The following is a 22369-nucleotide window of genomic DNA, read 5'->3' as shown; positions in this document are numbered from 1 at the left end:
CCGGCAGCAAATTTCCCGAGTTATGGCAAAAAAGAATCAAAACCCACATTTGGATCCGGAGAAATTCCGGGATGCGCTGGCTACCGTGCGTGAGGATGGAAAGAGAAACTGGGTCTATCCCAAGAAAGTCTCCGGATTCTTCTATAAGTACAGGAGCTATCTTTCTTGGCTTCTTTTGGCTATTCTCTTCGCAGGCCCATTTATCCAAGTGGATGGCAGGCCCTATATGCTCTTTAATATTTTTGAAAGGAAGTTTATCATCTTTGGAGCGGCATTTTGGCCTCAGGACACGCATTTGCTGATCTTCCTCTTGCTGATCTTCTTTGTCTTTATCATTCTCTTTACGGTAGTATTCGGGAGAGTTTGGTGCGGCTGGGCCTGTCCGCAAACCCTCTTCATGGAGATGGTTTTCCGAAAAATCGAATATGCCATCGAAGGGGATGCCAATCAACAGAGAACTCTTAACCAAGGGCCTTGGAATTCGGAGAAAATCTGGAAGAAAGGGCTCAAGATTTCCATTTTTGCCCTTATCTCCCTTCTGATCGGTCATTTGGTGATGGCTTATCTGATCGGGATTGATCAGGTCAAAGAAATTGTAACTCAGCCTCCTTCTGCTCATTTGGCGGGGTTTATCGGGCTGATTGCTTTTTCTGGGATTTTCATGTTTGTCTTTTCCTGGTTTAGAGAGCAGGCCTGTTTGGTTGTTTGCCCTTATGGTCGATTGCAGGGCGTTCTTTTGGATGACAATTCCATCAATGTCATGTATGACTATGTCCGTGGAGAGCCTCGTTCACCCATTAGGAAAAATGAAGTCGAAGCTACCCCAAAAGGCGACTGCATCGACTGTGGACTATGTGTACAAGTCTGCCCAACCGGAATTGATATCCGTAACGGCACTCAGATGGAATGTGTCAATTGTACTGCTTGTATTGATGCCTGTGATGAGGTGATGGTCAAAGTGGAGCGTCCAAAGGGTTTGATTCGCTATGCTTCCGAGAATAGCATCAAGCAAGGTTTCCAGAAGTTGATCACTGGTAGGGTCAAAGGATATGTAATTGTTCTCGTCATCCTAATGGCTGCCTTTGTGGCTTTGATTGCCACTAGATCAGATTTAGAAGGAACAGTAACCCGCTTTCCGGGGATGACCTATCAGGCTAGAGAAGGAGGGATGGTGTCCAACCTTTACAATATCACTTTGATCAACAAGACTTTTGAACCCCAAAGCGTGACTATTGAGTCTTTGGCAGAAGGAATGAAAGTGGAAATCGTCGGAGATATGAATTGGGTCCTGGAGCCTCAGAGTAAGTTTGAAGGAAGGTTTTTCTTGGTAAGAGAACAAGCCGGAGTTAAAGTCCCTCAGGAAAAAGTACTTCTGCGCTTAGCGGCAGAAGGAGAAGAATTTGAAGAAATAGAAACGAATTTCATGGCTCCAGTCGGAGCACAAAACAATTAACTATGGATTGGGGAAAAGGAATTTTGCTGACCATTTTTGCTTTTGTGGGTTTCATCATGGTATTGGTAGTGATCTCTGTGAAGCAGGATGACATCCATTTGGTCACAGAGAATTACTACGAAAAGGAAATCAAGTATCAGGAGCAAATCGAAAGAGAAAAATCTGCATCTACACTGGAGAGAGAAGTTTTGGTTTATGACGGAGCTTCGCAAAGCATGGTCTTGGACCTTCCGGTAGGTGCCAAGGGAAGCCTGCAGCTTTTCAGGCCTTCTGATGCCAGGTTGGATCAGGAGTTACTTTTGGAAATCACTGAAGAGGGCAAAACCCTCGTTCCATTAGAAAAGCTCAAGCCCGGCTACTGGAGGGTTCAATTGACCTGGTCTGAAGGGGGAGTGGATTATTATCAGGAAAAGAAAATCCACATCTGATGCTCTGGACAGCCTTTTTACTTGGGTTTTTGGGATCATTCCACTGTGTGGGAATGTGCGGCCCCATTGCCTTGGCAGTAGGAGGCAGGTCCGGCAATCGTTTTCTTTTCAACAAGATCATCTACAATCTGGGGAGAAGTCTGACTTATGCCTTTTTGGGTCTTTTGATCGGAGGACTTGGCTTTTCTCTTTCTCTTGCCGGAATTCAGCAGGGAGTGTCTGTCGCCATGGGATTGATGGTAGTCTTAATGTCCATCAGTTATAAAAAAGCCGATCAGTTTTTGGCAATTCCCGCACTTTCGGGAGCAGTATCCTGGATCAAATCCAAACTGAATCACTACCTCAAATCCGGAAGCAAAATGGCTTTCTTTTCCACAGGTTTAGTCAATGGCCTGCTTCCATGCGGGATGGTGTATATGGCCTTGGTGGTCGCCATGGGAATGCAAAGTCCATGGCTGGGAGCGAGCTACATGCTGTTTTTTGGTTTAGGGACCATTCCCATGCTTTTGGGGCTGATGGTTTCAGGCAGTTTCTTGCCGGCGATTCGCCGACAGCAATTCCAAAAAGCCATTCCCTACCTCGGATTGATAATCGGTATTTTGATGGTTTTCAGAGGTTTGGGATTGGGTATTCCTGGATTGAGTCCAGAATTGGCCGTTTTTGATTATGGGAATCAGCAAGTAGAAATTACCGTCTGTCATTGAGTTAAATTGCCCTGCTGAATTCTTTTTTAGCTTCTTTGGATTCGATCATCCTTAGGTCAAAAAGTGCGCAGATATTTCTCACTAGGGCCATTCCATCTTCGGTAACTTTAAGATGAAATCCTTCGAGCGTGATTAGCTTGTCCTTTTGAAATTCCACCAGTCCCTCGTGGCTACTTTCAGGCAGTTTTTCCCAGATACTAAATGGGATTTCAGCCTCTCCCTTACAGATAATATCCAATATCAACGGACGAATTTCCCGGTCTTCTTGGGTAAGGGCATGCCCTTTTACCGGGAAAAATCTGGAATTGAGCGTATTCTCTTGGTAATCGGAGTGGTTTTTCTCATTCTGGGCAAAGCCGATTCCCACATCACTGATGCTACTTGCTCCCAGTCCCAAGAGCATTCGGGAGGCCAATGTGGTATACCCCATGAAGTTTCGGTGCAGCTTGCCTGCCCTTTTGGCTATGAAAAGGGGATCGTCGGGAAGAGCAAAGTGGTCCATGCCGATTTCATGGTAGCCCATTTCGAGGAGTTTTTCTTTTCCAAATTCGTAAAGTGCTCTCTTTTCCTCCTCCTTTGGAAGGTGGGCTTCAAAGCTCTTCTGTGCCGGAAATGCCGAGGGCAAATGGGCATAACTGTAAAAGGCAATCCGGTCGGGTATTAATTCACCTACCTTCAGAAAGGTATCCTCCAGGGTATCCAAAGTCTGATTGGGAAGCCCATAGATCAAGTCAAAATTGACGGATTTATATCCCAAATTCCGAGCAAGCTCTGTCGCTTCTTTAACTATTTCAAAGGGTTGAATCCGGTGAATAGCCTTTTGGACAGCCGGGTCAAAATCCTGAATTCCATAGCTTACCCGGTCAAAGCCCAACTCGGCCAATACCTGAAGATGTTCTCGCGTGGTGTTATTGGGGTGTCCTTCGAAGCTAAACTCCCGATTTGTGCTGGGTTTAGCCGTGTTGAGAATCTCCGAAATTAAAAACTTCAAGTGTTCAGGAGAAAAGAAAGTAGGAGTGCCTCCTCCCAAGTGAATGGCTGCGATTTTTGGGGATTCTGAAAAAAGAATCCGGTAGCTTCTCCACTCCCTCAATACTGCTTCGAGATAGGGGTTTTCTACCTGATGATTTTTAGTGATCCGCTTGGTGCAGCCGCAATAAGTGCATAGGCTTTCGCAAAAGGGCAAATGAATGTAAAGGCAGATCCCTTCTTCTTTTCCAAAATCATTATAGGCTATCTGAACCAGATTTTCCCAAGAATTGGGGTCTAGGTCATTTTCCCAAAAAGGCACAGTAGGATAGGAGGTATATCTTGGTACCGGGCGGTTGTACTTTTGGATCAGGTCGGGAGAAAGGGCCATAGGAATTCGTTTGCCCAAAAATCTCCTCTAATCTCAAAGATTTCAGTGATAAGAATAACCCCAACTCATGACTTTTGTCATCCAATCAATCCAAAAGGAAATTGTTGAGAAAGGAGCTTTTCAGGCTCAGCCAAGCCAGGAACGAAACAATGGCCCAAAAGAGGTAGATTCTGTAATAGTCGGTGGTTTCTTTGTACCGGTTTTCCAGGATTTCAGCCTTTTCCAGAGTATCAATCCGCTCAAAAATCTGCTTGAGTGAATTGTCATCAGAGGCACGGTAAAACTCCCCTCCTCCAATGCGGGCAATTTCCCGAAGGTTAGTCTCGTCCAGGTAGCTTTCCACCATTTGTGGTCTTCCAAAAAAGTCCGTGCCATAGGGGACCATTCCATCTTTGCCTACGGCTATGGAGTAGATTTTTATGTCGAAGGCAGTGGCCAGTTGGGCAGCAAATAGAGGGTCTACATTTCCTGCATTGCTTTCCCCATCAGAAAGTAAGATCATCACTTTGGAAGGAATTTCGCTTTCCTTCAGTCGGTTGGTCCCTGCTGCTAAAGCAGATCCAATGGCGGTACCTTTGGCCTCAATCATATCAAAGCTGATCTCGCTGATCAGGTCCGTGAGCAGTTCGTAGTCGTTGGTGAGCGGGGAAAGAGAGTAGGCTTCTCCTGCGAAAATCACCATGCCGATTCGGTCTCCAAACCGCCCATTGATGAAGTCAATTGCTGTATTTTTTGCGGCTTCCAGGCGATTGGGTGAAAAGTCCTGCAAATCCATGGATTCGGAAATATCCATGACCAAAAGGATGTCAATCCCTTCGGTAAACTGCTCCACGCGCTCATTGCTCCGCTGCGGTCTTGCCAGCGCAATCACAATGAGGGAAATGGCCAGGAGAAAAAATACCGTTGGGATTAGCCTCAGGTAGGTCCAAGGATTGCCTTTTGCTATTCTTTTTGGGAGGGAAAGCTCAAGCACGGGATTTTTGAGTGCTTTGACGAATTTCCGGATTAAGATCAGCACGGGAATGATCCACAGGAGGTTCAGCAGAATGGGTTTTTCCCATTCGTAGCTTTTGAAGGTCTCCGGGAGAAACAAGGACCAGCTAAAAAACTCAAGCAGAAGCTCTCTCATGATTGATTCGGGTTAGCTTTTCCTGAAAGGTCTTACGGGCCAAATCCAACAGGTAGTCAGTGGCTAATTGAGAACCGGAAGTGTCGCCTGCATAGATGATTTTATCCAACGCTCTGAGGACTTTGAGTATTTCTACATCCTGAAGGGCTTCAGCGATTTCTTTAGACGTCCATTCCTGATAGGGCTGTCCGGTGAGGTGTTCCATATACCCTTTCCAAAGACCGGTAAGTTCATCGGCAGTTTCAATGGTAGGTTTGGAATTGAGCAGTTCGGTTTGTTTTGACCATTTTTTCTGGAACCGTTTCCATCTTGCCTTCTCTGAGCGGACTTGGATAAAGTCCTTGATTCTTTTGAAAAACAGAAGGAAAAATGCTCCCAGAAGCAAAATCACTGCCCCGGCAACCAAGCCAATCATCAGCCAGTTAAAAGACTTCTCTAATGGTTGGTAGACGTTATTTTCCTTAAATGCCAATTCTTCCGGAATGGAATCCAGCATGAGTTTAAGCTTCAGTTCCGCTTCGTTTGAATAGTAGGTCAAACTATCGTATCTATTGACTTCATAAACAGGAAGGGATAGGTAGACGCTGGGGTCCAAAGAGAAATTGGATAAGTAGTACACTGCACTGTCCAAGGTAGTCTCCTCTGTGGTAGAGGAGATGTAGGTTTTCTTCTCCAAAAGGACCAGGGGAGAAAAGTCATAGGTCGAATCCGGAAAGAAAACCTGGCTGTTAGCCGGATATTTGGCCTTGAGTACAAAGCCAACCCGCTCGCCCAAACGGGCAGAATCCTGTGTAAAATATCCTTCCACCTCTACCTGTTGACTCCAGGTCATGTGAGCGAATCCCAAAAAGAAAATAAAGGCTAAAATTCTACCCACGTTTCATCCGTTTGTTTCGGTACTTAAACAGATCAATCAGCGGAGCCACGATATCCTGCGTGGTATCGATGGCGAGGTAGTTGATCTGATTTTTTTTACAGAGATCTTTAAGGTGATCTCTTTCTGTAGTAAAGGTGTCGGCGATTTTCTTGGAAAAGCTTCCAAACACGGTGTTGACCCAAGTGGTTTTACCCGATTCCTTGTCGTAGATAGGGACTATACCCAAAGAAGGAAGGGCTGATTCTCTTGGATCGGTGAGCTGGATGGCTACCAAATCGTGGCGTTCAGCAAGCGATCGGAAGGAACGGTCGTAGTTTTCGTCGATAAAGTCTGAAATGACTATGATAATGCTTCTCTTTTTGATCAGATTGAGAGCAAAGGTAAATAACCCATTTAGATCCGTTTTTTGACTTTTATTGGCATGATCAAAAATTCCTCGGATCACTTTTACTCCCTGTTTGCTTCCCTTGTTGGGAAGGATGAGTTGTTCTTTCTGATCTGAGTAGGAAATCAATCCTACCTGACTTCCCTCGTACACCGCTGCCAGGGTCAAGACCCCGGCAATCAATTTTCCTTGATCAATTTTTTTATTGCCCAGCTGTCCGATATCCTGACTCCCGGAGATATCCAAAAGAAAGTAGACGGACTGCTCTTTGTCTTCCCGAAAGGTTTTGACAAATGTCCCGTGACCTTTGGCAGATACTTTCCATTCGATAGTCCGCACATCATCCCCGTATTGGTAGGGTCGGAGATCATCAAATTCCAGCCCGGAACCTTTAAATAGGGATTGATATTCTCCCTGAAGGTGATTGTTGGCCACCTTCCTGATCATGATTTCGTACTTTCTGAGTTTGCTGAAAAGCTGATTCATTCAGGGAAAATTGAGAGGCCTAAGTTAAAGCCTTGTGCCGAATTATAAAATCGGACTTCCGGCAATGGTCTGGGGATAATCCGTTAAAATACCCTAATTTTGAAGGGTGAATCGAATTCTTATCCTTTTACTCGCATTGGTCTTGGTCTTTTCCTGTACAGGAAAGAAAAATCCTCCTGCTGGAATACTTTCTGAAGATCAAATGGTCATGGTGCTTACGGATATCCAATTGACCGAGGGAAAAGTCAGTGCGCTACCCGTCTCCTATGATTCCTCCCAGGTACTTTATTCTTTGTTGGAAAAAGAGGTTTTTTTGAAACATTCGGTTTCCGATTCGCTTTTCACTCAAAGTATGTTGTATTACCTGGAAGATGCGAAAGCCATGGAGCAGATCTACGCCCGTGTCATTGACTCCCTGACTGTCCTGGAAACCATCCCTGGAAAAGAGCAAAATTTCTGATGCTATACCCTTCCAATCTCGAGCAAAAAATCAATTTCGTAAAAATCAAGGACCAGCTGAAGGAGGAGTGTACTTCAGCTCTTGGGCAGGAATATGTAGATAAAATTGCCTTTTCTTCCGATTTTAAGCTGGTCAGTAAGCTTTTGGATCAGACAGAGGAGTTTTTGTCAATTCTGGTTTCGGGGGAAGTTTTCCCATCTTCGAATTTCACCAATTTGACGCCATACCTTGAAAAGGCCAAGTTGGAAGGAGCATTTTTGGAGCAGGACGAGTTTTACGAAGTCAAGCTCGCTCTGCAGACACTTAAGAGCTGCATTGTGTTTTTCCAGAAAAACGGAGAATTATACCCGGCCCTGAGTCAGCTTTTGGGTTTGGTGCTGGAATTGGATTTGGGACTCTTGAGGGCGATTGATCAGATCATTGATGAAAAAGGCAAGGTTCGAAGCAATGCCAGCAAAGAACTGCAGCTGATCAGAAACCAGTTGATCTATGAAGAATCCCGCCTTCGAAAGGTCATGGAGCGGATATTCAAAGATGCCCGAGCCAAAGGATTGACGCCAGAAGATGCGGCCATGACAATTCGGGGAGGCCGAATGGTGATCCCTGTGGCCGCTGAAAACAAGAGAAAGCTTCGGGGCTTTATCCATGACGAATCCGCGACAGGACAAACCGTCTTCATGGAACCAGAAGAAGCCTTGGATATCAACAATGAAATCCGGGATCTGGAGTATATGGAGAAGCGGGAGATTATCCGGATTTTGACTCAGCTGACTGACCGCATTCGCCCTTCTATCCCTGCTCTTAGAAAGGCAACCAATTATTTGGGTTTGATTGATTTTATCCGGGCCAAGGCCCGTTTTGCCCAGAAATCGGAAAGTACAAAACCTGTCTTGGTTAAAGAGCGGGTTCTTGAATGGACTAAGGCGAGGCATCCCCTGTTGGAAAAGGCCCTGAAAAGCCAGGGGAAATCCATCGTTCCGCTCGATCTACGGCTGTCTGGTCAGCATAGATTGCTGGTCATCTCAGGGCCCAATGCAGGAGGGAAGTCTGTCACATTAAAGACCGTTGCACTTTTGCAATACATGCTTCAGTGTGGCTTGTTGATTCCGGTTCACCTGGACTCTAAGAGCTCCCTTTTTGACAATCTTTTCATCGACATCGGAGATGAGCAGAATCTGGAAAACGACCTGAGTACCTACTCCTCTCACCTGATGAGCATGAAGTACTTCACCCAATTTGCAAACAAGCGGACCATTCTTTTTATTGATGAATTCGGTACTGGGACTGAGCCACAATTTGGCGGGGCAATAGCCGAGTCGATTTTATTGGAATTGAATCGATTGGGAGCTTTTGGGGTGGTCACTACCCACTACGGAAATCTGAAGCGGCTGGCAGAAAAGAACCAAGGCTTGGTTAATGGAGCCATGCGGTATGACGTAGATCGCCTTGAACCCATGTACCAGCTGGAAATTGGCAAGCCCGGGTCTTCCTTTGCCTTGGAAATCGCCTCCAAGATCGGATTGTCAAAAGATATTCTTAACTACGCCAAGTCCCATATCGGGGAGGAGCGAGTCCGCTACGATCGGCTCTTGACGCAGTTGGAGAATGAGAAAAATCAATACTCGTCCCTTTTGGAGGAGGTAAAGAAAAAAGACAAACTTTTGCAAACCAGGCTCAAAGAGTACAATCAGCTCAAAGAGACGGTGGAGCTTACCAAGAAAAGACTCATTCAGGAAGCCAAAAAAGAAGCTAAATCCCTGCTTGATCAGACCAATAAAAAGATTGAGGCTGTGATCCGGGAAATCAAAGAAGGAAAGGCAGAGAAGGAAATAACCAAGCAAGTCCGAAAAGACCTCGAGGAATTTAAACTGGAGGTTCAGCCTGAAAAAATCGTATTACCGGAACCTGAGGTTCAGGTGATCGGAGGCAAGATTGCTGTTGGAGATTGGGTGAGGGTCAAGGACAATGGTGCTATCGCAGAGGTGATTGGGATTAAAAACAAGGATGTGGAGCTGTCTATTGGAGATTTGAAGTCTAATGTGAAGCTGTCACGTCTGGAGAAAATCTCTAAAACAGAAGTAAAAAAGGAATTTAAAGCAGCAGAGCGTAGAGGGAATTACAATACCAACGAGAAAATGATGGATTTTTCAACCAATCTTGATCTGCGTGGGAAAAGGGGGGAAGAGGTTCTTCCAATGATTCAGACTTTTATAGACGAAGGGTTTATGCTGGGAATAAAAGACCTACGTATTGTCCATGGAAAAGGGGATGGAATTCTTCGTGAAATCACAAGGAATCTTCTTCGCACGATGCCTCAGGTAGGAAAACTTGAGGACGAACATGCAGATCGGGGTGGAGCGGGAGTGACTCTGGTTACCTTAAAGTAATTCCTTGAATATTATTTTTCATGAGGGCCTAAACCTTCTGCGGGGAAAAATGAAGCAGATCAAAAAAGGGCGCCAGAATTAAAATTCTGACGCCCTTTTTTGATATGAATCCTATTTTTTCAACAAGGTGAAAGTGTAATTGCCTGCAATGGCAAAGGTACCGTTGATTCGGGCGCCCGGGGCTGGAATGGTCAGTTGCAAACGTAGTGTATTTCCCTCCTGTGTAAATGAAATCTCCCTACCTGCTGCAGGTTTAGATCCTGTTAAGGTAAACTTATCAAAATTCGTCCCCGCAAAAGCCCAATTTCCAGACTGATCAAAAAGTTCGTTGCTGTTTCTGGAAGTGTAGGTTTTGGAGGAGCCTGCATTGAGAATCAATTCAAATCCTGTATAAATATCTGTAACGTCCCGATTGTCACGAGTCACTGATCCACCTCCCGATACCACCCAAGATTGGGTTCCGGATCCTGTGAGCGCCTCAGTGGCTAATTGTTCGGCTGATTTTGGCGGTTCAGGCGTAGGGTCATCACCTCCACAAGAGGGAAGAGCAAAAATCAAAATTGCCGCAAGGAATAAATAGGATAGGTTAACTTTCATAAAAACAAACTAAGAAATGTAAAATTAGAGATATCAGCTAAAGTTCAAAACCCTCAGACTACTTATAATCTTCTAGGGATATTTTTTGGGAACAAAACTCATATTCACGGGTATCATTTGAACAAACCAGAAGGGTTCTTCCTTTTTGATAATTTTTTATCAAGTCCTGATACCATTTTATCCCTTTTAGATCAAGATTGGAGGTAGGTTCATCCAGTAAAATCAGTGGAACCTCTGAAAAAAGAGCTAACCCAAGCTTAAGCCTTTGTTTCATTCCTGAAGAAAATTGAGAAATCTGCTTTGAATGGTGCTCTTTGAGATATATAATATCCAGTAAATCATTTGTGGATATTCCTTCCAATGGCCTTTTAAATTGAAAATGAAACTGAATCAACTCGGAAAGCGTGAACTCCTCAGGGACTTCTAAATAAGGGGCAGAAATCGACAAGAATTTATATTTATCCCCGTCTTCTATCTCTTTTCCATCTTTTCCGAATCTGATTTTTCCTGAGGTAATGGGAATTACCCCTGCCAAGCATTTTAAAAGGGTGGATTTACCTGATCCATTTCCTCCGGTGATGGCGATAGCCTCTCCTGGAGCAATCGTTAAGCTGAGTTTTTTAAAAATCCATTCGTATTGAAAGCGCTTGGAGACTTCCTGTAGCTGGATTTCAAGCATGTTAGTTGATATATCCTTTCATTACTCCTCTTTCGGAAGACCGGATGAAATTCAGGATTTCATCCCTCTCTTTGGTAGCAGGAAGGTTAATTTCTATTTCTTCAAGGGCCCGACTGTTGTTCATGCTATTCAAAAACAGATAGCGATAGACTTCTTGAATGTGAGCGATGGTCTCACTGGAAAATCCTCTTCTTCGAAGACCAAGAGAGTTTACACCAGCATAGGAAAGAGGTTCTCTTGCTGCTTTGGTAAATGGAGGAACGTCTTTTCTAACCAAAGATCCACCGGAGATCATAGCATGCATGCCGATTTTTACAAACTGATGTACAGCACTGGAGCCTCCCACTATTGCCCAATCGTCGATGGATACGTGACCTGCGATCTGGACAGAGTTTGCGATGATTACATTACTGCCAATTACACAGTCGTGTGCTACGTGGACATAAGCCATAAGTAGACAATTGCTTCCTACGACTGTCGTCTGCTTGTCTACTGTTCCTCTTGATATGGTGACACATTCCCGGATGGTGGTGTTGTCACCGATCACGACTGTAGATTCCTCTCCTTGAAACTTAAGGTCTTGGGGAATACCGGCAATCACAGCACCAGGGAAAATCTTGCAGTTTTTACCGATTCGAGCACCAGGAAAAATGGTCACATTGGATCCAATCCAGGAATTGTCTCCGATCACCACATCTTCGTGAATCATGGTAAAAGGATCTACATGAACATTCTGACCCAATTTTGCGCCTTCGGATACCGAGGAAAGGGGACTAATCATGATTCTTTTCGAGTTATGCTAGCGGTCATTACAGCTTCACAGACCAGAGTGTTACCTACATAGGCCTCTCCTCTCATCTTTGCAATTCCCCTTCTAATTGGGGCTAGCAGTTCACATTTAAAAACAAGGGTGTCTCCAGGGAGAACCATCTTTCTGAATTTACAACTCTCTATTCCCAAAAAATAGGTCCAATAGTTTTCTGGATCATCCACCGTACTAAGTACTAAAATCCCTCCAGTCTGAGCCATGGCTTCTACCTGAAGTACTCCAGGCATTACTGGGTTTCCGGGAAAATGCCCCATAAAGAAAGGTTCATTCATGGTGACATTTTTCACACCAGCTACGACTGTTTCATCTAAATAAATAATCTTGTCTAACAGCTGGAATGGATAGCGGTGAGGAAGGATGTTGGATATCTGATTGATATCCATTACCGGTGGGAGTTTCGGATCATAGTAGGGGATATGCGATGCTCCCGCTTTCTCCATTGCCCGCTTTAACTTCTTTGCAAAAGCCACATTGGCGGCATGACCCGGTCTGGCTGCCAGGATCTGAGCTTTCAGAGGTCGGCCTACCAAGGCCAAATCACCGACTACATCAAGAAGCTTATGCCTTGCAGGCTCGTTTTTATATCTGAGATCTACGTTGTTTAGGATCCCTTCTTTTTTGACCTCGACAGTCTGCTTGTTAAACATCTTGGCCAAATGGGCTAATTCGTCTTTTTCCACAACCCGATCTACCACCACAATGGCGTTGTTGAGATCTCCTCCTTTAATCAGGTTGGAATTGTATAGCATCTCCAGCTCATGCAAAAAGCAGAAAGTTCGGCAAGAGGCGATTTCCGGTTTAAACTGGCTTATGTCTGTGATCGAAGCATGTTGGCTACCCAATACCGGTGAGTTGTAATCAACCATGACCGTCACGCGATAATTGTCGGTAGGTAAAGCGACCATCTCCACTTCCCTTGAGCTATCCTTATATTGGATACTTTCCTGTACTTCAAAAAATCTCCTAAGGGCATTTTGCTCTTCAAGACCGGCGTCTTCCAATACTTCAATGAACTGGATAGAAGATCCATCCATGATTGGAGGCTCGGGTCCATCCAATTGAATCAAAACATTGTCGATTTCCAACCCTACCAGCGCTGCAAGTACATGCTCTACAGTATAAATTCTTGCACCGTTTTGCTCAAGAGTAGTTCCACGGGATACTTCTACTACCAAGTCGCAGTCCGCATCTACGGTAGGTCTACCTTCAAGGTCAACTCTTTGAAATTTGATTCCGTGATTGGGTGGGGCGGGTAGAAATGCCATATTGGAAACCACACCGGTGTGAAGTCCTACTCCGGAGAGTTCTACCTGTTTCTTTATGGTATGCTGTTTTACTTTCATCTTTTACCTTTGGAAAGGTTAGGGCTGCAAAATTAGCCCTTTTTTTCGAGTTCTTTGATTCGCTTTTCGAGGGCCTCCAGATTTTTGAAAATCGAGTAGGATTTGAGAAAGTTTTTTAATTCAAATCCCATGTATCCAAATAGGGTCTGTCCGGGATCTTTGATCGACTTACTAATTCCTGTATTGGCTCCTATGGTGGTGTTGTCAGCGATTTTGAGATGTCCTACTATCCCTGCTTTGCCTGCGATAACACAGTTTTTTCCGATTACGGTTGACCCTGATATCCCGGCCTGAGCAGCGATTACGGTGTTTTCACCTATGATCACATTGTGTGCGATCTGGACCTGATTATCTATTTTAGCTCCTCTTTTGATCACTGTAGAGCCCATCGTGGCACGATCTACTGTAGTATTTGCACCGATGCTCACATAATCTTCCAAAACTACATTCCCTATCTGGGGAATACCTCTGTAGGTGCCATCCTCCTGAGGAGCAAATCCAAATCCGTCTGCCCCGATTACAGCTCCCGGATGTATTTCACAATTGGCTCCGATGATCGTGTCCGAACAGATTCTTGCTCCCGGATGGATAATGGTATGGTCTCCGATTTTAACCCTGTCTCCAATGTAAGCATGGGCGTGAATTTTTACCTGAACACCTATTTGGCAACTTTTCCCGATGTAAGAAAAAGCTCCCCGAAACCCCTCATCACCCATAGTGCTGCTTTCGTGCTTGAAGGAAGGCTCTTCCACTCCCACCAGGGCCATTTTTGAAAACTGAGCATAGGCCTCCAATAGGGTAGTGAATCCGGAGTAGGCATCTTTTACCCGAATGAGTGTGGTAGTAAATGATTTGTTTGCTTTGAAATCTTCGGAAACAATCACTGCCGTTGCCTTGGTCTCGTAGAGGAAAGGTTCATACTTCGTGTTGGATAGAAAACTGATTCCACCCGGCAAGCCTTCCTGGATTTTATCTAGCCGGTTCACTATCTGATTTTCATCTCCTTCTACCTTTCCACCCAAAAGAGCGGCTAATTGGCCTAAAGTAAATTCCATATTCGGACTGAAAACTTTTTTCTAGGTTAAAATTAAACTTTTCGCTTTACATACATAATATTTCTCCACGATCTTGCTCATCACCTTGATGTTTGGCAAATCAGCTGCCGTGGCTACGTCTAATACCTTTCCTTTTTTGGTTAGAATATTGATCCGATCAGAAGCTAAGTAGCCATAGTTACTCACCTTGCCGTGAGAAAAGAAGTAATCCAAATCTTCCGGAGGGATCGACAGCTTTTGCCTGGTTTTTTCTAATTGTTCCTGAATTTCCTCCGGAGTGAATGGATCATTTACCAAATTGATTTTGAACAAATTTCGGGTCAAAAACATCCGGGATATGTTTTTCAAAACATAATCGGGATGTGACTTCCATAGCTTGATCGCTCCCCAAATATCAAAATCATCCAATTGGAGAAACTGTTCCAAAATTTGCGGATTTGACTGGAAATCTTTCAGATGTAAAGGGTTTTTTAAGAAAAAATCAAATTCCTCGGACACCTGAAAGGAATGACCTTGTCTGGCAAGCACCTTCGCGCGGGTGATCAGATTGATCAGCATCTTTTCTGCGCTGACGGTGGTCTTGTGAAGATATACCTGCCAATACATCAGTCTTCGTGCGCTCAGGAAGTTTTCGATGGAATAAATCCCTTTTTCCTCGATGACCAATTGATCCTTGTGCACAGCCATCATTTTGATGATTCGATCTGCTCCAATGGTCCCCTCTGAGACACCTGTGAAAAAACAATCCCGCTGAAGGTAGTCCAGTCTGTCAATATCCAGTTGGCTGGAGACCAGTTGATTGAGGAATTTTCGGGGGTATTTGTTTTTGAAAATGGAGATGGCCAAGTTCAGCTGTCCTCCAAATTCCCTGTTGAGAGCCTCTATGGTGAGTATGGATAGCTCCTCATGCGGAATTCCCTCCAGAAGACTGAACTCCAATGCATGGGAAAATGGCCCATGTCCGATATCGTGAAGCAAAATAGCAATCAGAGCTGCCTCGTACTCCTCATCCGATATTTCAGTTCCTTTCAGTCGCAGATTGTCTAACGTGATGCTCATCAGGTGCATAGCCCCTAAGGCATGATGAAATCGGGTGTGAAGGGCGCCGGGATAAACAAAATCTGTCAAACCCAACTGCCTGATCCGGCGTAATCTCTGAAAGTAAGGATGATCAATGATCGCAAAAATCAACTCACTGGGAATAGTGATAAAACCATAAACTGGATCATTGAGTATTTTCTGGCTTTTCAATCAGGGTCCATTTGTTTGGTCCAAAAGTAATTATAATTTTAAAATTAAAGGGAAAACCCAATGGCTCAAAAGTTCCGGATCCTATGGGCGGATGATGAAATCGATCTGCTCAAACCCCATATTCTTTTTTTAGAGCAAAAAGGCTACGAAATAGTCACCGTCAACTCAGGGGTCGATGCTATCGACGAAGTCGAGTCGGATAATTTTGACGTGATATTTCTTGACGAAATGATGCCAGGCATGACCGGTCTGGAGACGCTTCAGCAGATCAAGCAGATGAAACCTCAGATTCCTGTGGTCATGATCACCAAAAGTGAAGAAGAGCACATCATGGATGATGCTATCGGCGGAAAGATTGCAGACTATCTGATCAAGCCGCTCAATCCAAGTCAAATCTGGCTTTCGGTTAAAAAGATCCTTCAAAACAAGCAGCTGATCGATACCAAAACCACACAGAGCTATCAGCAGGATTTCATGCAGATTAGCATGGCTTTGGGAGATGCACACAGTCCACAAGAATGGGAGGATATATATAAAAAGCTCACGTTTTGGGAGTTGGAGATCGACGAGACCCAAAACAAAAGCATGCTGGAAGTGCTGGAGACCCAAAAATCCGAGGCCAATTCTTCTTTTGCCCGATTTGTGAAGGACAATTATCTGGATTGGATGGAGGAGAAAAATCAAGATAAGCCTCTCCTCTCTAACCGGGTCATGAAAGAGAAGGTGTTTCCTAAGATAAAGCCAGGTAAACCTTTGTTTTTTATCGTAATTGACAATCTCCGATTGGATCAATGGGAAGAGATCGAATCCTTGATTTCACAGTATTTTGTCACTGAGGAGAAGGATACGTATTTCAGTATTTTGCCGACGACGACAGCCTTTGCCAGAAATGCCCTTTTCAGCGGGATGATGCCATTGGATATGGCAAGATTCTATCCTAATCTTTGGGAAGATGAAGATTCCGATGAGGGGAAAAATAATTTTGAGGAGGATTGGCTTCGGATCAATCTGGAAAAAAACAGGCTCAACATCAAGTTTACCTATCACAAAATCTTACAGACCCAGCAGGGTAAAACGGTTTTGGACCAATTTCATTCTCTAGTACAAAATGATCTGAATGTCTTGGTATACAACTTTGTAGATATGGTATCCCATGCACGGACAGACATGAAGATGATCCGGGAACTTGCTCCAGATGAATCTGCCTATCGATCCCTGACCCGTAGCTGGTTTGAGCATTCTTCCCTATTTGAGCTTTTTAAGAAAATACATCAGGCAGGTCTTGAAGTAATGGTCACTACTGACCATGGGACAAAAAAAGTGAATAAGCCCTATCGAATCATCGGAGATAAAAATGTAACGACCAATCTTAGGTATAAGCAAGGAAAAAACCTCAATTATGAGCCGGGAAAAGTCTTTGAAGTCAAGCGCCCAGAAGATGCCAAGCTTCCAAGACTGAATGTTTCCACGACTTATGTTTTTGCTGTGGAGGACTATTTCTTTGCCTATCCAAACAATTACAACTACTACGTCAACTACTACAAGGACACTTTCCAGCACGGAGGTATTTCACTAGAGGAAATGATCGTGCCTTTCGTACATTTGAAGGCAAAAGAAGGATAAAGATTGACCACGATAGAATACAGCCTTTCGGAAATCGATTCAGCTGCCAAGGACCTGATCAAATACGCCGGAGAAGATCGGATTTGGATTTTCCAAGGGCAGATGGGGGCAGGAAAAACCACTCTCATTCGGGCACTGTCTAAAGCCTTTAATGTAGAGGATGAGATAAGCAGCCCTACTTTTGGAATTGTCAATGAGTATCACTCTTCTGTAGTCGGTAAAATCTACCATTTTGACTTTTATAGATTGGATGATCCCGATGAAGCATTGGATATTGGAATAGAAGAGTATTTTTATAGTGGAAATCATTGCTGGATTGAATGGGCGGAGAAAATCTCCCCTTATATCCCTGAAGAATTTGTATTGATCAAAATAGAAATCATAGCTGAGGACAGAAGAAAGATCCACATTCAAAAAACCCAAGATGCCTACTGAACTTTCTCCCTTAACCTCCATGGGTCTGATGACCAAAGAGTCTCCCCTCCCTACTAAAAAGGGAAGTCAACCTTTGGTAATTGGATTACCCAAGGAAATTTCCAATCAGGAAAGAAGGATTGTGCTCACCCCAGAGGCCGTAGGCTTGCTCAGCAACAATGGAATCCAAGTCATGGTCGAATCCGGGTCCGGGCTTCAGGCAAAATTCAAAGACCAGGACTATTCAGATGCAGGTGCTAAAATTTCGTATTCAAGGAGTGAGGTGCTTGCTGCAGATGTTCTCTTGAAAATTGCTCCTCCCACTCTGGAAGAAATAAAGGAAATGTCTCCCGGGGCTTGCCTCATTTCTGCTTTGCAATTGGAAAACCAAAGCGCAGAGTTTATTCATGCCCTTAATGAAAAGAAAATCACGGCTGTGGCTTTTGAATATCTCGAGGATAAAGTAGGAGGCATGCCCGTGGTTAGGGCAATGTCTGAGATAGCTGGCAGTACAGTCATGCTGATTGCCTCAGAGTACCTATCCAGTGTCAATGAAGGGAAAGGACTCATCCTTGGTGGAGTGGCCGGGGTACCTCCTACTCAGGTGGTAATCATCGGGGCTGGAACAGTAGCGGAATATGCTGCTCGCACCGCCTTAGGCCTTGGTGCTAACATCAAAGTCTTTGACAATCATATTTATAAACTCCGGAGAATCAAGCAGCTGATTGGTCAGCAAATTTACACCTCAACTATTGACAACTATACCTTGAGTCAGGCACTGGCAGAAGCGGATGTGGTCATTGGAGCTCTTCGCGCCGAAAAAGGAAGAAATAAAATTGTGGTAACCGAGGAAATGGTGGCCAATATGATGCACGGAAGTATTATCATAGACGTGGGGATTGATCAGGGAGGCTGTATCGAAACCGCCAGAATGACCTCTCATGAGGATCCTGTCTTTCAGATTCATGATGTGATTCACTACTGCGTGCCAAATATTGCTTCACGTGTGGCTCGGACAGCATCTTACTCACTCAGCAATATTTTTACTCCAATCATCCTTCAAATGGCGGATTTAGGAGGCGCTGAAGAAATGATTTTTAATTATAAATGGTTTTTAAGAGGTGTGTATACCTACCGTGGTAGCTTGACCCATGCGGTAATCGCCAGAAAATTTGGGCTCAACCACAAAGAGCTCCAATTGCTATTAGCAGCCAGGTATTAATCAAGAAAGCAGGTTTTGTCTCAAGAGGAATTCTAGTTGTTCATTAGCTTTCAATAAAGCTGCAGTAAGCCTTTCATTTTCTCTTCTCAAAGAATAAACTTCGAAGGCGTTTTTGATCACGGTTCTTAAATATTCTTCCTCCCAAGGCTTAGTCAAGTAGTGGTAGACTTGCCCCTTGTTGATAGCGTCAATAACAGCCTGTATGTCGGTATAACCCGTCAAAAGTAAACGAATGGGCCTAGGGTGAATCGGGATAATGCTTTCCAAAAATTCAACTCCGGTTTTCTCCGGCATTCTTTGGTCTGTAATGATGATGTCGATCTCCTCCTCATTGAGGATTTTTTCTCCTTCTTCTGCGGAAATCGCTAAAAAGACCTTGTAGTCTCTTCGAAAAGTGGCTTTAAACGCTTGAAGATTGTTTTCCTCATCATCTACATAAAGAACTTTGATCTTTTCTTCTGTCTGACTTTCCATCGAGTTTTTGGCTGAAATTGGCTTGCCAATACCAAATAATTCCTTTTTCTTCTAAAAACAAAATCTCTTTTTGTTTGTAAAGCTTGAATTATATGATTTCTAACCAAAATTTATGATTAAGATATTTGTCTTTTTGACGAATAACTTATCTTTACTCAGCTTATCACCCCTAAGTAAATGATATCTATTGAAGAAATTGATCTTAAAGATCGGTTTACTCCAGAAATATTTATACCTAATAAACAAGAGGATTGGGTAAAAATTGAGGAGTTAAGAAATAATACGTCTGTTTATGTCATTAATGAGATAGACAGTCAGATCGCGGATTTGATCAAGGCTAATCATCCTGACGTATCATTTTCAAAGCAAGAACTACAAGCTAGAATTGATCAATATGTAGCCCCTGACCAAAAAGATTTTTTTGGCAACTGGGTATATTATTCTTGGAAAAATACCCTCGTCCATATTCTATCGGAGAAGGATTTTATACGAATCAGAACAGTTAGAAATAATTTTAAAATAACTCCTCAGGAGCAAAATGATTTAGGTCAAAAGAAAGTCGGAATTGTCGGTCTTTCTGTTGGTCAAAGTGTGGCTTTGGCTATTGCTTTGGAGCGTGGATGTGGAGAACTTCGACTTGCTGATTTTGATACGCTGGAACTCAGTAATCTCAATCGTCTCAAAGCAGGGGTGACAAGCTTAGGGTTGGAGAAAGTAATTATTGCAGCACGGGAGATTAGTGAAATAGACCCTTATTTAAAGCTGAAAGTCTTCAGAGAAGGGATTACCGAATCCAATGTCGATGAATTCATCACTGGTGGAGGCCAGCTGGACCTATTAATTGATGAATGTGACAGTCTTGATATCAAGGTTCTCCTGAGAGAGAAAGCCAAGAGCTATCACCTCCCGGTGATAATGGAGACCTCGGATAGGGGTATGCTGGATATTGAACGATTTGATCAGGAACCCGATCGTCCGATTTTTCACGGAATGCTCCAAGGTATTAAGGGAGAAGATTTGAAGGGGCTTTCCAATAAAGAGCGCGTATCTATTGTGCTGAAAATTACAGGCTTGGATACACTCTCGTTGAGAATGAAAGCCTCCTTGCTGGAAATCGGTCAGACGATCACGAGTTGGCCTCAATTGGCATCAGGTGTTTTTTTGGGAGGAGCTTCAGTCGCCCATGTAGGCAGGAGGTTATTACTTGGCGATGAAGTAAAGTCAGGAAGATTCTATGTGGATTTTGATCAAATTCTACAGATCGATTCTGATGAATTGGCGCCTGTTGAGCCCAATTACCGGCCTATTTCAGATTTTCAGCAGGAAATTATTCAGCAAATTCCAAAGGATATCACCCAGTCAGCCTACTTATTGACGACTGAGGAGTTAAATGAAATCATCAATAATGCGAATCAGGCGCCTTCCGGAGGGAATGTTCAGCCTTGGATATGGATTTATGACAAAAAAGGCCTGCTGCATCTCATCCATGATGAAGAGAGAAGCCGGTCCATGCTGGATTACAAAGGGACAGGCTCACTTATCGCATTTGGAGCAGTCTTGGAGAATGTCAGATTGATCTCAGCCAAACTTGGTATTGAGGTCGAGATACTTAATCATATTTCTGAATTTGAGCAGAAGTGTATAGCTTCTGTTAGATTTCTGTCCAAGCTGAAAAGTCCATTGAAAGTACCCTATTCTGAGTTGGTTGAAGGGATTTCGCTTAGGTGCACGAACAGGAAGAATACCAAAAGAGAGCTGCTTCAAAGTGATGCCATAGAGAACCTTCAGAATATTGCAAAAGAGGGAGGTCTGGAAATTAAGTTTACCGAATCAGAAAAGGATTTGGAGAAACTCGCAGGAGTCGTAGGGGGTATGGACCGGATGAGACTTTTTCACCAAGAAGGTTTAGTTGACTTTATCAAAGAGGTCCGGTGGACAGAGGAGGATGCCAGACGAACCAAGGACGGCATCGATATCGCTACTTTGGAACTTTCCGGGACCGAAAAAGCTGCAATGGGCCTCTTGAAAGATCCAAGGACAGTGAAGTTTTTCCGGAAATTTTTGATGGGCTATGGATTGACCAAAATATCCAAAGACACAATGACTACGGCCTCCGTGGTCATGGTATTGCAGGGGAGGGACTTTTCTGCCAAAGAATATCTGAATGCTGGCGCAGTTTTGCAGCGAATTTGGATCAAGGCAAATATGATGGGGATCAGTTTCCAGCCGGTTACCGCTATGCTATTTATTTTTCACCGTGTACTTAGAGATGCTAATCATGGATTTTCCAATAAAGAAGAAGCCGAAATTCTCAAATTAAAGGCAGAATTTGATCTACTATTCGAGAATGATTCAGAAGTTTGCCCTTTATTTATGTTTAGGCTAAATCAAGCTGGTGAGCCAAGTATCCGAGCATATAGGCGATCCGTTGACGAAACCCTAATTCGGCTATAGAAATGTTTAAATTCAAGGCTTTCAGAGCTATTGATGACCCCGAAAGGTGCCAAAACTTCGTCCAAGGCCATGCAGATGTCCTGAGGCAATATGGCGTGACTAAGGTGACCTCATCCAACAATGATTGGATGAAAAATCCTTTTGTTTATGTCATAACAGTGGAACTACAGGAGACAGGAGAAATTGTCAGTGGACTTCGCATACATATTGCCCATCCCGATTATCCCCTTCCCATGGAGTTGGCAGTATCTCAGGTAGATCATAAGATTTTTGGCTTGGTGAGGGAGTATGGGGTGCATGGAACAGGGGAGGTTTCAGGATTGTGGAACTCCAAGTCCATATCGGGATACGGTGTAGGTGCCGTACTTTTAATCAGAGCTGGAATTGCCATCGCCGAGCAATTAAAGTTGGGGTCACTTTTAGCCTTGGTAGCTGAATATACGCTTATGCCATCTCTTAAAAAGGGATTTGAAATAGAGGAAGGAGTGGGGAATTCTGGGACATTTTTCTACCCCAAATTGGATTTGGTTGCTACTTCAATTGTGATGAAAGACCCGATAAATCTCCCTTTGGCAGATAAAGATGAAAGAGATTTTATTCATATGCTGCGCAAAAATCTCCAAACTACAAGGACAGAAACGGGTCCAAAGGGTGATTTTCTGGTAGAGTATGATTTAGTTATTCAAAATACGGATTGGAGAAAAGATGTTTAGATTTTATTTCTTACTAATCGGACTCTTGTTTTTTAGCAGGGTCGCC

At 43.8% G+C, this 22369-nt stretch carries 21 protein-coding genes; 10 read left to right on the top strand and 11 right to left on the bottom strand.

The annotated features are described in order from the left end of the window. The first annotated feature begins 22 nt into the window (after positions 1-22). From ccoG to AAA942_RS17645, 3 genes are read left to right on the top strand one after another with little or no spacing between them, the layout of a single operon-like run. The gene (gene ccoG, locus AAA942_RS17655) at positions 23-1453 is read left to right on the top strand and encodes a cytochrome c oxidase accessory protein CcoG (RefSeq protein WP_338221626.1); all 1431 of its coding nucleotides are present in this window, start codon (positions 23-25) and stop codon (positions 1451-1453) included. Positions 1454-1455: 2 nt separating this feature from the next. Continuing rightward, positions 1456-1881 carry a FixH family protein gene (locus tag AAA942_RS17650; RefSeq protein WP_338221625.1) on the top strand — a complete coding sequence of 142 codons (426 nt, stop codon included), beginning with the start codon at positions 1456-1458 and terminating at the stop codon, positions 1879-1881. After that, complete coding sequence (locus AAA942_RS17645) at positions 1881-2585, top strand: sulfite exporter TauE/SafE family protein (protein WP_338221624.1); 705 nt, start codon at positions 1881-1883, stop codon at positions 2583-2585. The genes AAA942_RS17650 and AAA942_RS17645 overlap by 1 nt, the downstream gene beginning before the upstream one ends. A gap of 1 nt (position 2586) precedes the next feature. On the opposite strand, the gene hemN is transcribed toward AAA942_RS17645, so the two are convergent. The 4 genes from hemN to AAA942_RS17625 form a co-directional block, all read right to left on the bottom strand. Then, positions 2587-3945, bottom strand: coding sequence for an oxygen-independent coproporphyrinogen III oxidase (gene hemN, locus AAA942_RS17640; RefSeq protein ID WP_338221623.1), 1359 nt, complete (start codon positions 3943-3945; stop codon positions 2587-2589). A gap of 85 nt (positions 3946-4030) precedes the next feature. After that, the gene (locus tag AAA942_RS17635; RefSeq protein ID WP_338221622.1) at positions 4031-5074 is read right to left on the bottom strand and encodes a VWA domain-containing protein; all 1044 of its coding nucleotides are present in this window, start codon (positions 5072-5074) and stop codon (positions 4031-4033) included. Then, positions 5055-5951, bottom strand: coding sequence for a hypothetical protein (locus tag AAA942_RS17630; RefSeq protein ID WP_338221621.1), 897 nt, complete (start codon positions 5949-5951; stop codon positions 5055-5057). The genes AAA942_RS17635 and AAA942_RS17630 overlap by 20 nt, the downstream gene beginning before the upstream one ends. Beyond that, complete coding sequence (locus AAA942_RS17625; RefSeq protein ID WP_338221619.1) at positions 5944-6822, bottom strand: DUF58 domain-containing protein; 879 nt, start codon at positions 6820-6822, stop codon at positions 5944-5946. The genes AAA942_RS17630 and AAA942_RS17625 overlap by 8 nt, the downstream gene beginning before the upstream one ends. Positions 6823-6928: 106 nt before the next feature. On the opposite strand from AAA942_RS17625, the gene AAA942_RS17620 reads away from it, so the two are divergent. Together AAA942_RS17620 and AAA942_RS17615 are read left to right on the top strand one after the other, a co-directional pair. Further along, positions 6929-7282: a DUF4296 domain-containing protein gene (locus AAA942_RS17620; protein WP_338221618.1), complete on the top strand. Its 354-nt coding sequence runs from the start codon at positions 6929-6931 to the stop codon at positions 7280-7282. Next, entirely contained in the window at positions 7282-9669 is a 2388-nt protein-coding gene (locus tag AAA942_RS17615) for an endonuclease MutS2 (RefSeq protein ID WP_338221617.1), read from the top strand. The genes AAA942_RS17620 and AAA942_RS17615 overlap by 1 nt, the downstream gene beginning before the upstream one ends. Positions 9670-9780: 111 nt before the next feature. On the opposite strand, the gene AAA942_RS17610 is transcribed toward AAA942_RS17615, so the two are convergent. From AAA942_RS17610 to AAA942_RS17585, 6 genes are read right to left on the bottom strand one after another with little or no spacing between them, the layout of a single operon-like run. After that, entirely contained in the window at positions 9781-10266 is a 486-nt protein-coding gene (locus AAA942_RS17610; RefSeq protein ID WP_338221616.1) for a hypothetical protein, read from the bottom strand. Between the two features lie 58 nt (positions 10267-10324). Then, positions 10325-10945: an ABC transporter ATP-binding protein gene (locus AAA942_RS17605; RefSeq protein WP_338221615.1), complete on the bottom strand. Its 621-nt coding sequence runs from the start codon at positions 10943-10945 to the stop codon at positions 10325-10327. A gap of 1 nt (position 10946) precedes the next feature. Then, entirely contained in the window at positions 10947-11726 is a 780-nt protein-coding gene (gene lpxA / locus AAA942_RS17600) for an acyl-ACP--UDP-N-acetylglucosamine O-acyltransferase (protein ID WP_338221614.1), read from the bottom strand. Next, on the bottom strand, positions 11723-13117 hold the full coding sequence (locus AAA942_RS17595; protein WP_338221613.1) for a bifunctional UDP-3-O-[3-hydroxymyristoyl] N-acetylglucosamine deacetylase/3-hydroxyacyl-ACP dehydratase: 1395 nt from the start codon (positions 13115-13117) through the stop codon (positions 11723-11725). Before AAA942_RS17595 ends, lpxA begins: the two co-directional genes overlap by 4 nt. A gap of 32 nt (positions 13118-13149) precedes the next feature. Further along, on the bottom strand, positions 13150-14172 hold the full coding sequence (gene lpxD / locus AAA942_RS17590) for a UDP-3-O-(3-hydroxymyristoyl)glucosamine N-acyltransferase (RefSeq protein WP_338221612.1): 1023 nt from the start codon (positions 14170-14172) through the stop codon (positions 13150-13152). 21 nt (positions 14173-14193) lie between these two features. After that, on the bottom strand, positions 14194-15423 hold the full coding sequence (locus AAA942_RS17585; protein ID WP_338221611.1) for an HD domain-containing protein: 1230 nt from the start codon (positions 15421-15423) through the stop codon (positions 14194-14196). Between the two features lie 60 nt (positions 15424-15483). Here AAA942_RS17585 and porX point away from each other — a divergent pair, with 60 nt between their 5' ends. The 3 genes from porX to AAA942_RS17570 are packed head-to-tail and all read left to right on the top strand — an operon-like array spanning position 15484 to position 18682. Further along, a complete protein-coding gene (gene porX / locus AAA942_RS17580; protein ID WP_338221610.1) occupies positions 15484-17046 on the top strand; it encodes a T9SS response regulator signal transducer PorX in 1563 nt (520 codons plus the stop codon). A 3-nt stretch (positions 17047-17049) separates the two neighbouring features. Further along, entirely contained in the window at positions 17050-17481 is a 432-nt protein-coding gene (gene tsaE / locus AAA942_RS17575) for a tRNA (adenosine(37)-N6)-threonylcarbamoyltransferase complex ATPase subunit type 1 TsaE (protein ID WP_338221609.1), read from the top strand. A 19-nt stretch (positions 17482-17500) separates the two neighbouring features. Next, complete coding sequence (locus AAA942_RS17570; protein WP_338221636.1) at positions 17501-18682, top strand: alanine dehydrogenase; 1182 nt, start codon at positions 17501-17503, stop codon at positions 18680-18682. Here the strand turns inward: AAA942_RS17570 and AAA942_RS17565 are convergent, their stop codons facing one another. Next, positions 18683-19156, bottom strand: a complete 474-nt coding sequence (locus tag AAA942_RS17565; protein WP_338221608.1) for a response regulator — start codon at positions 19154-19156, stop codon at positions 18683-18685. A gap of 177 nt (positions 19157-19333) precedes the next feature. On the opposite strand from AAA942_RS17565, the gene AAA942_RS17560 reads away from it, so the two are divergent. Beyond that, positions 19334-21610 carry an Rv1355c family protein gene (locus AAA942_RS17560; protein WP_338221607.1) on the top strand — a complete coding sequence of 759 codons (2277 nt, stop codon included), beginning with the start codon at positions 19334-19336 and terminating at the stop codon, positions 21608-21610. 2 nt (positions 21611-21612) lie between these two features. After that, positions 21613-22323, top strand: a complete 711-nt coding sequence (locus tag AAA942_RS17555; RefSeq protein ID WP_338221606.1) for a hypothetical protein — start codon at positions 21613-21615, stop codon at positions 22321-22323. Positions 22324-22369 lie beyond the last annotated feature (46 nt).

Source organism: Algoriphagus sp. oki45 (assembly GCF_036245605.1).
GTDB lineage: Bacteria > Bacteroidota > Bacteroidia > Cytophagales > Cyclobacteriaceae > Algoriphagus.
The sequence above is the reverse complement of the archived record's forward strand: the minus strand, read 5'-3'. Positions and strand labels throughout refer to the sequence as shown.

Coding starts and splice junctions, on each gene's coding strand:
- ccoG (WP_338221626.1), top strand. CDS start 23: ATGGCAAAAAAGAATCAAAACCCACATTTGGATCCGGAGAAATTCCGG.
- AAA942_RS17650 (WP_338221625.1), top strand. CDS start 1,456: ATGGATTGGGGAAAAGGAATTTTGCTGACCATTTTTGCTTTTGTGGGT.
- AAA942_RS17645 (WP_338221624.1), top strand. CDS start 1,881: ATGCTCTGGACAGCCTTTTTACTTGGGTTTTTGGGATCATTCCACTGT.
- hemN (WP_338221623.1), bottom strand. CDS start 3,945: ATGGCCCTTTCTCCCGACCTGATCCAAAAGTACAACCGCCCGGTACCA.
- AAA942_RS17635 (WP_338221622.1), bottom strand. CDS start 5,074: ATGAGAGAGCTTCTGCTTGAGTTTTTTAGCTGGTCCTTGTTTCTCCCG.
- AAA942_RS17625 (WP_338221619.1), bottom strand. CDS start 6,822: ATGAATCAGCTTTTCAGCAAACTCAGAAAGTACGAAATCATGATCAGG.
- AAA942_RS17615 (WP_338221617.1), top strand. CDS start 7,282: ATGCTATACCCTTCCAATCTCGAGCAAAAAATCAATTTCGTAAAAATC.
- AAA942_RS17610 (WP_338221616.1), bottom strand. CDS start 10,266: ATGAAAGTTAACCTATCCTATTTATTCCTTGCGGCAATTTTGATTTTT.
- AAA942_RS17605 (WP_338221615.1), bottom strand. CDS start 10,945: ATGCTTGAAATCCAGCTACAGGAAGTCTCCAAGCGCTTTCAATACGAA.
- lpxA (WP_338221614.1), bottom strand. CDS start 11,726: ATGATTAGTCCCCTTTCCTCGGTATCCGAAGGCGCAAAATTGGGTCAG.
- AAA942_RS17595 (WP_338221613.1), bottom strand. CDS start 13,117: ATGAAAGTAAAACAGCATACCATAAAGAAACAGGTAGAACTCTCCGGA.
- lpxD (WP_338221612.1), bottom strand. CDS start 14,172: ATGGAATTTACTTTAGGCCAATTAGCCGCTCTTTTGGGTGGAAAGGTA.
- porX (WP_338221610.1), top strand. CDS start 15,484: ATGGCTCAAAAGTTCCGGATCCTATGGGCGGATGATGAAATCGATCTG.
- AAA942_RS17570 (WP_338221636.1), top strand. CDS start 17,501: ATGGGTCTGATGACCAAAGAGTCTCCCCTCCCTACTAAAAAGGGAAGT.
- AAA942_RS17565 (WP_338221608.1), bottom strand. CDS start 19,156: ATGGAAAGTCAGACAGAAGAAAAGATCAAAGTTCTTTATGTAGATGAT.
- AAA942_RS17560 (WP_338221607.1), top strand. CDS start 19,334: ATGATATCTATTGAAGAAATTGATCTTAAAGATCGGTTTACTCCAGAA.
- AAA942_RS17555 (WP_338221606.1), top strand. CDS start 21,613: ATGTTTAAATTCAAGGCTTTCAGAGCTATTGATGACCCCGAAAGGTGC.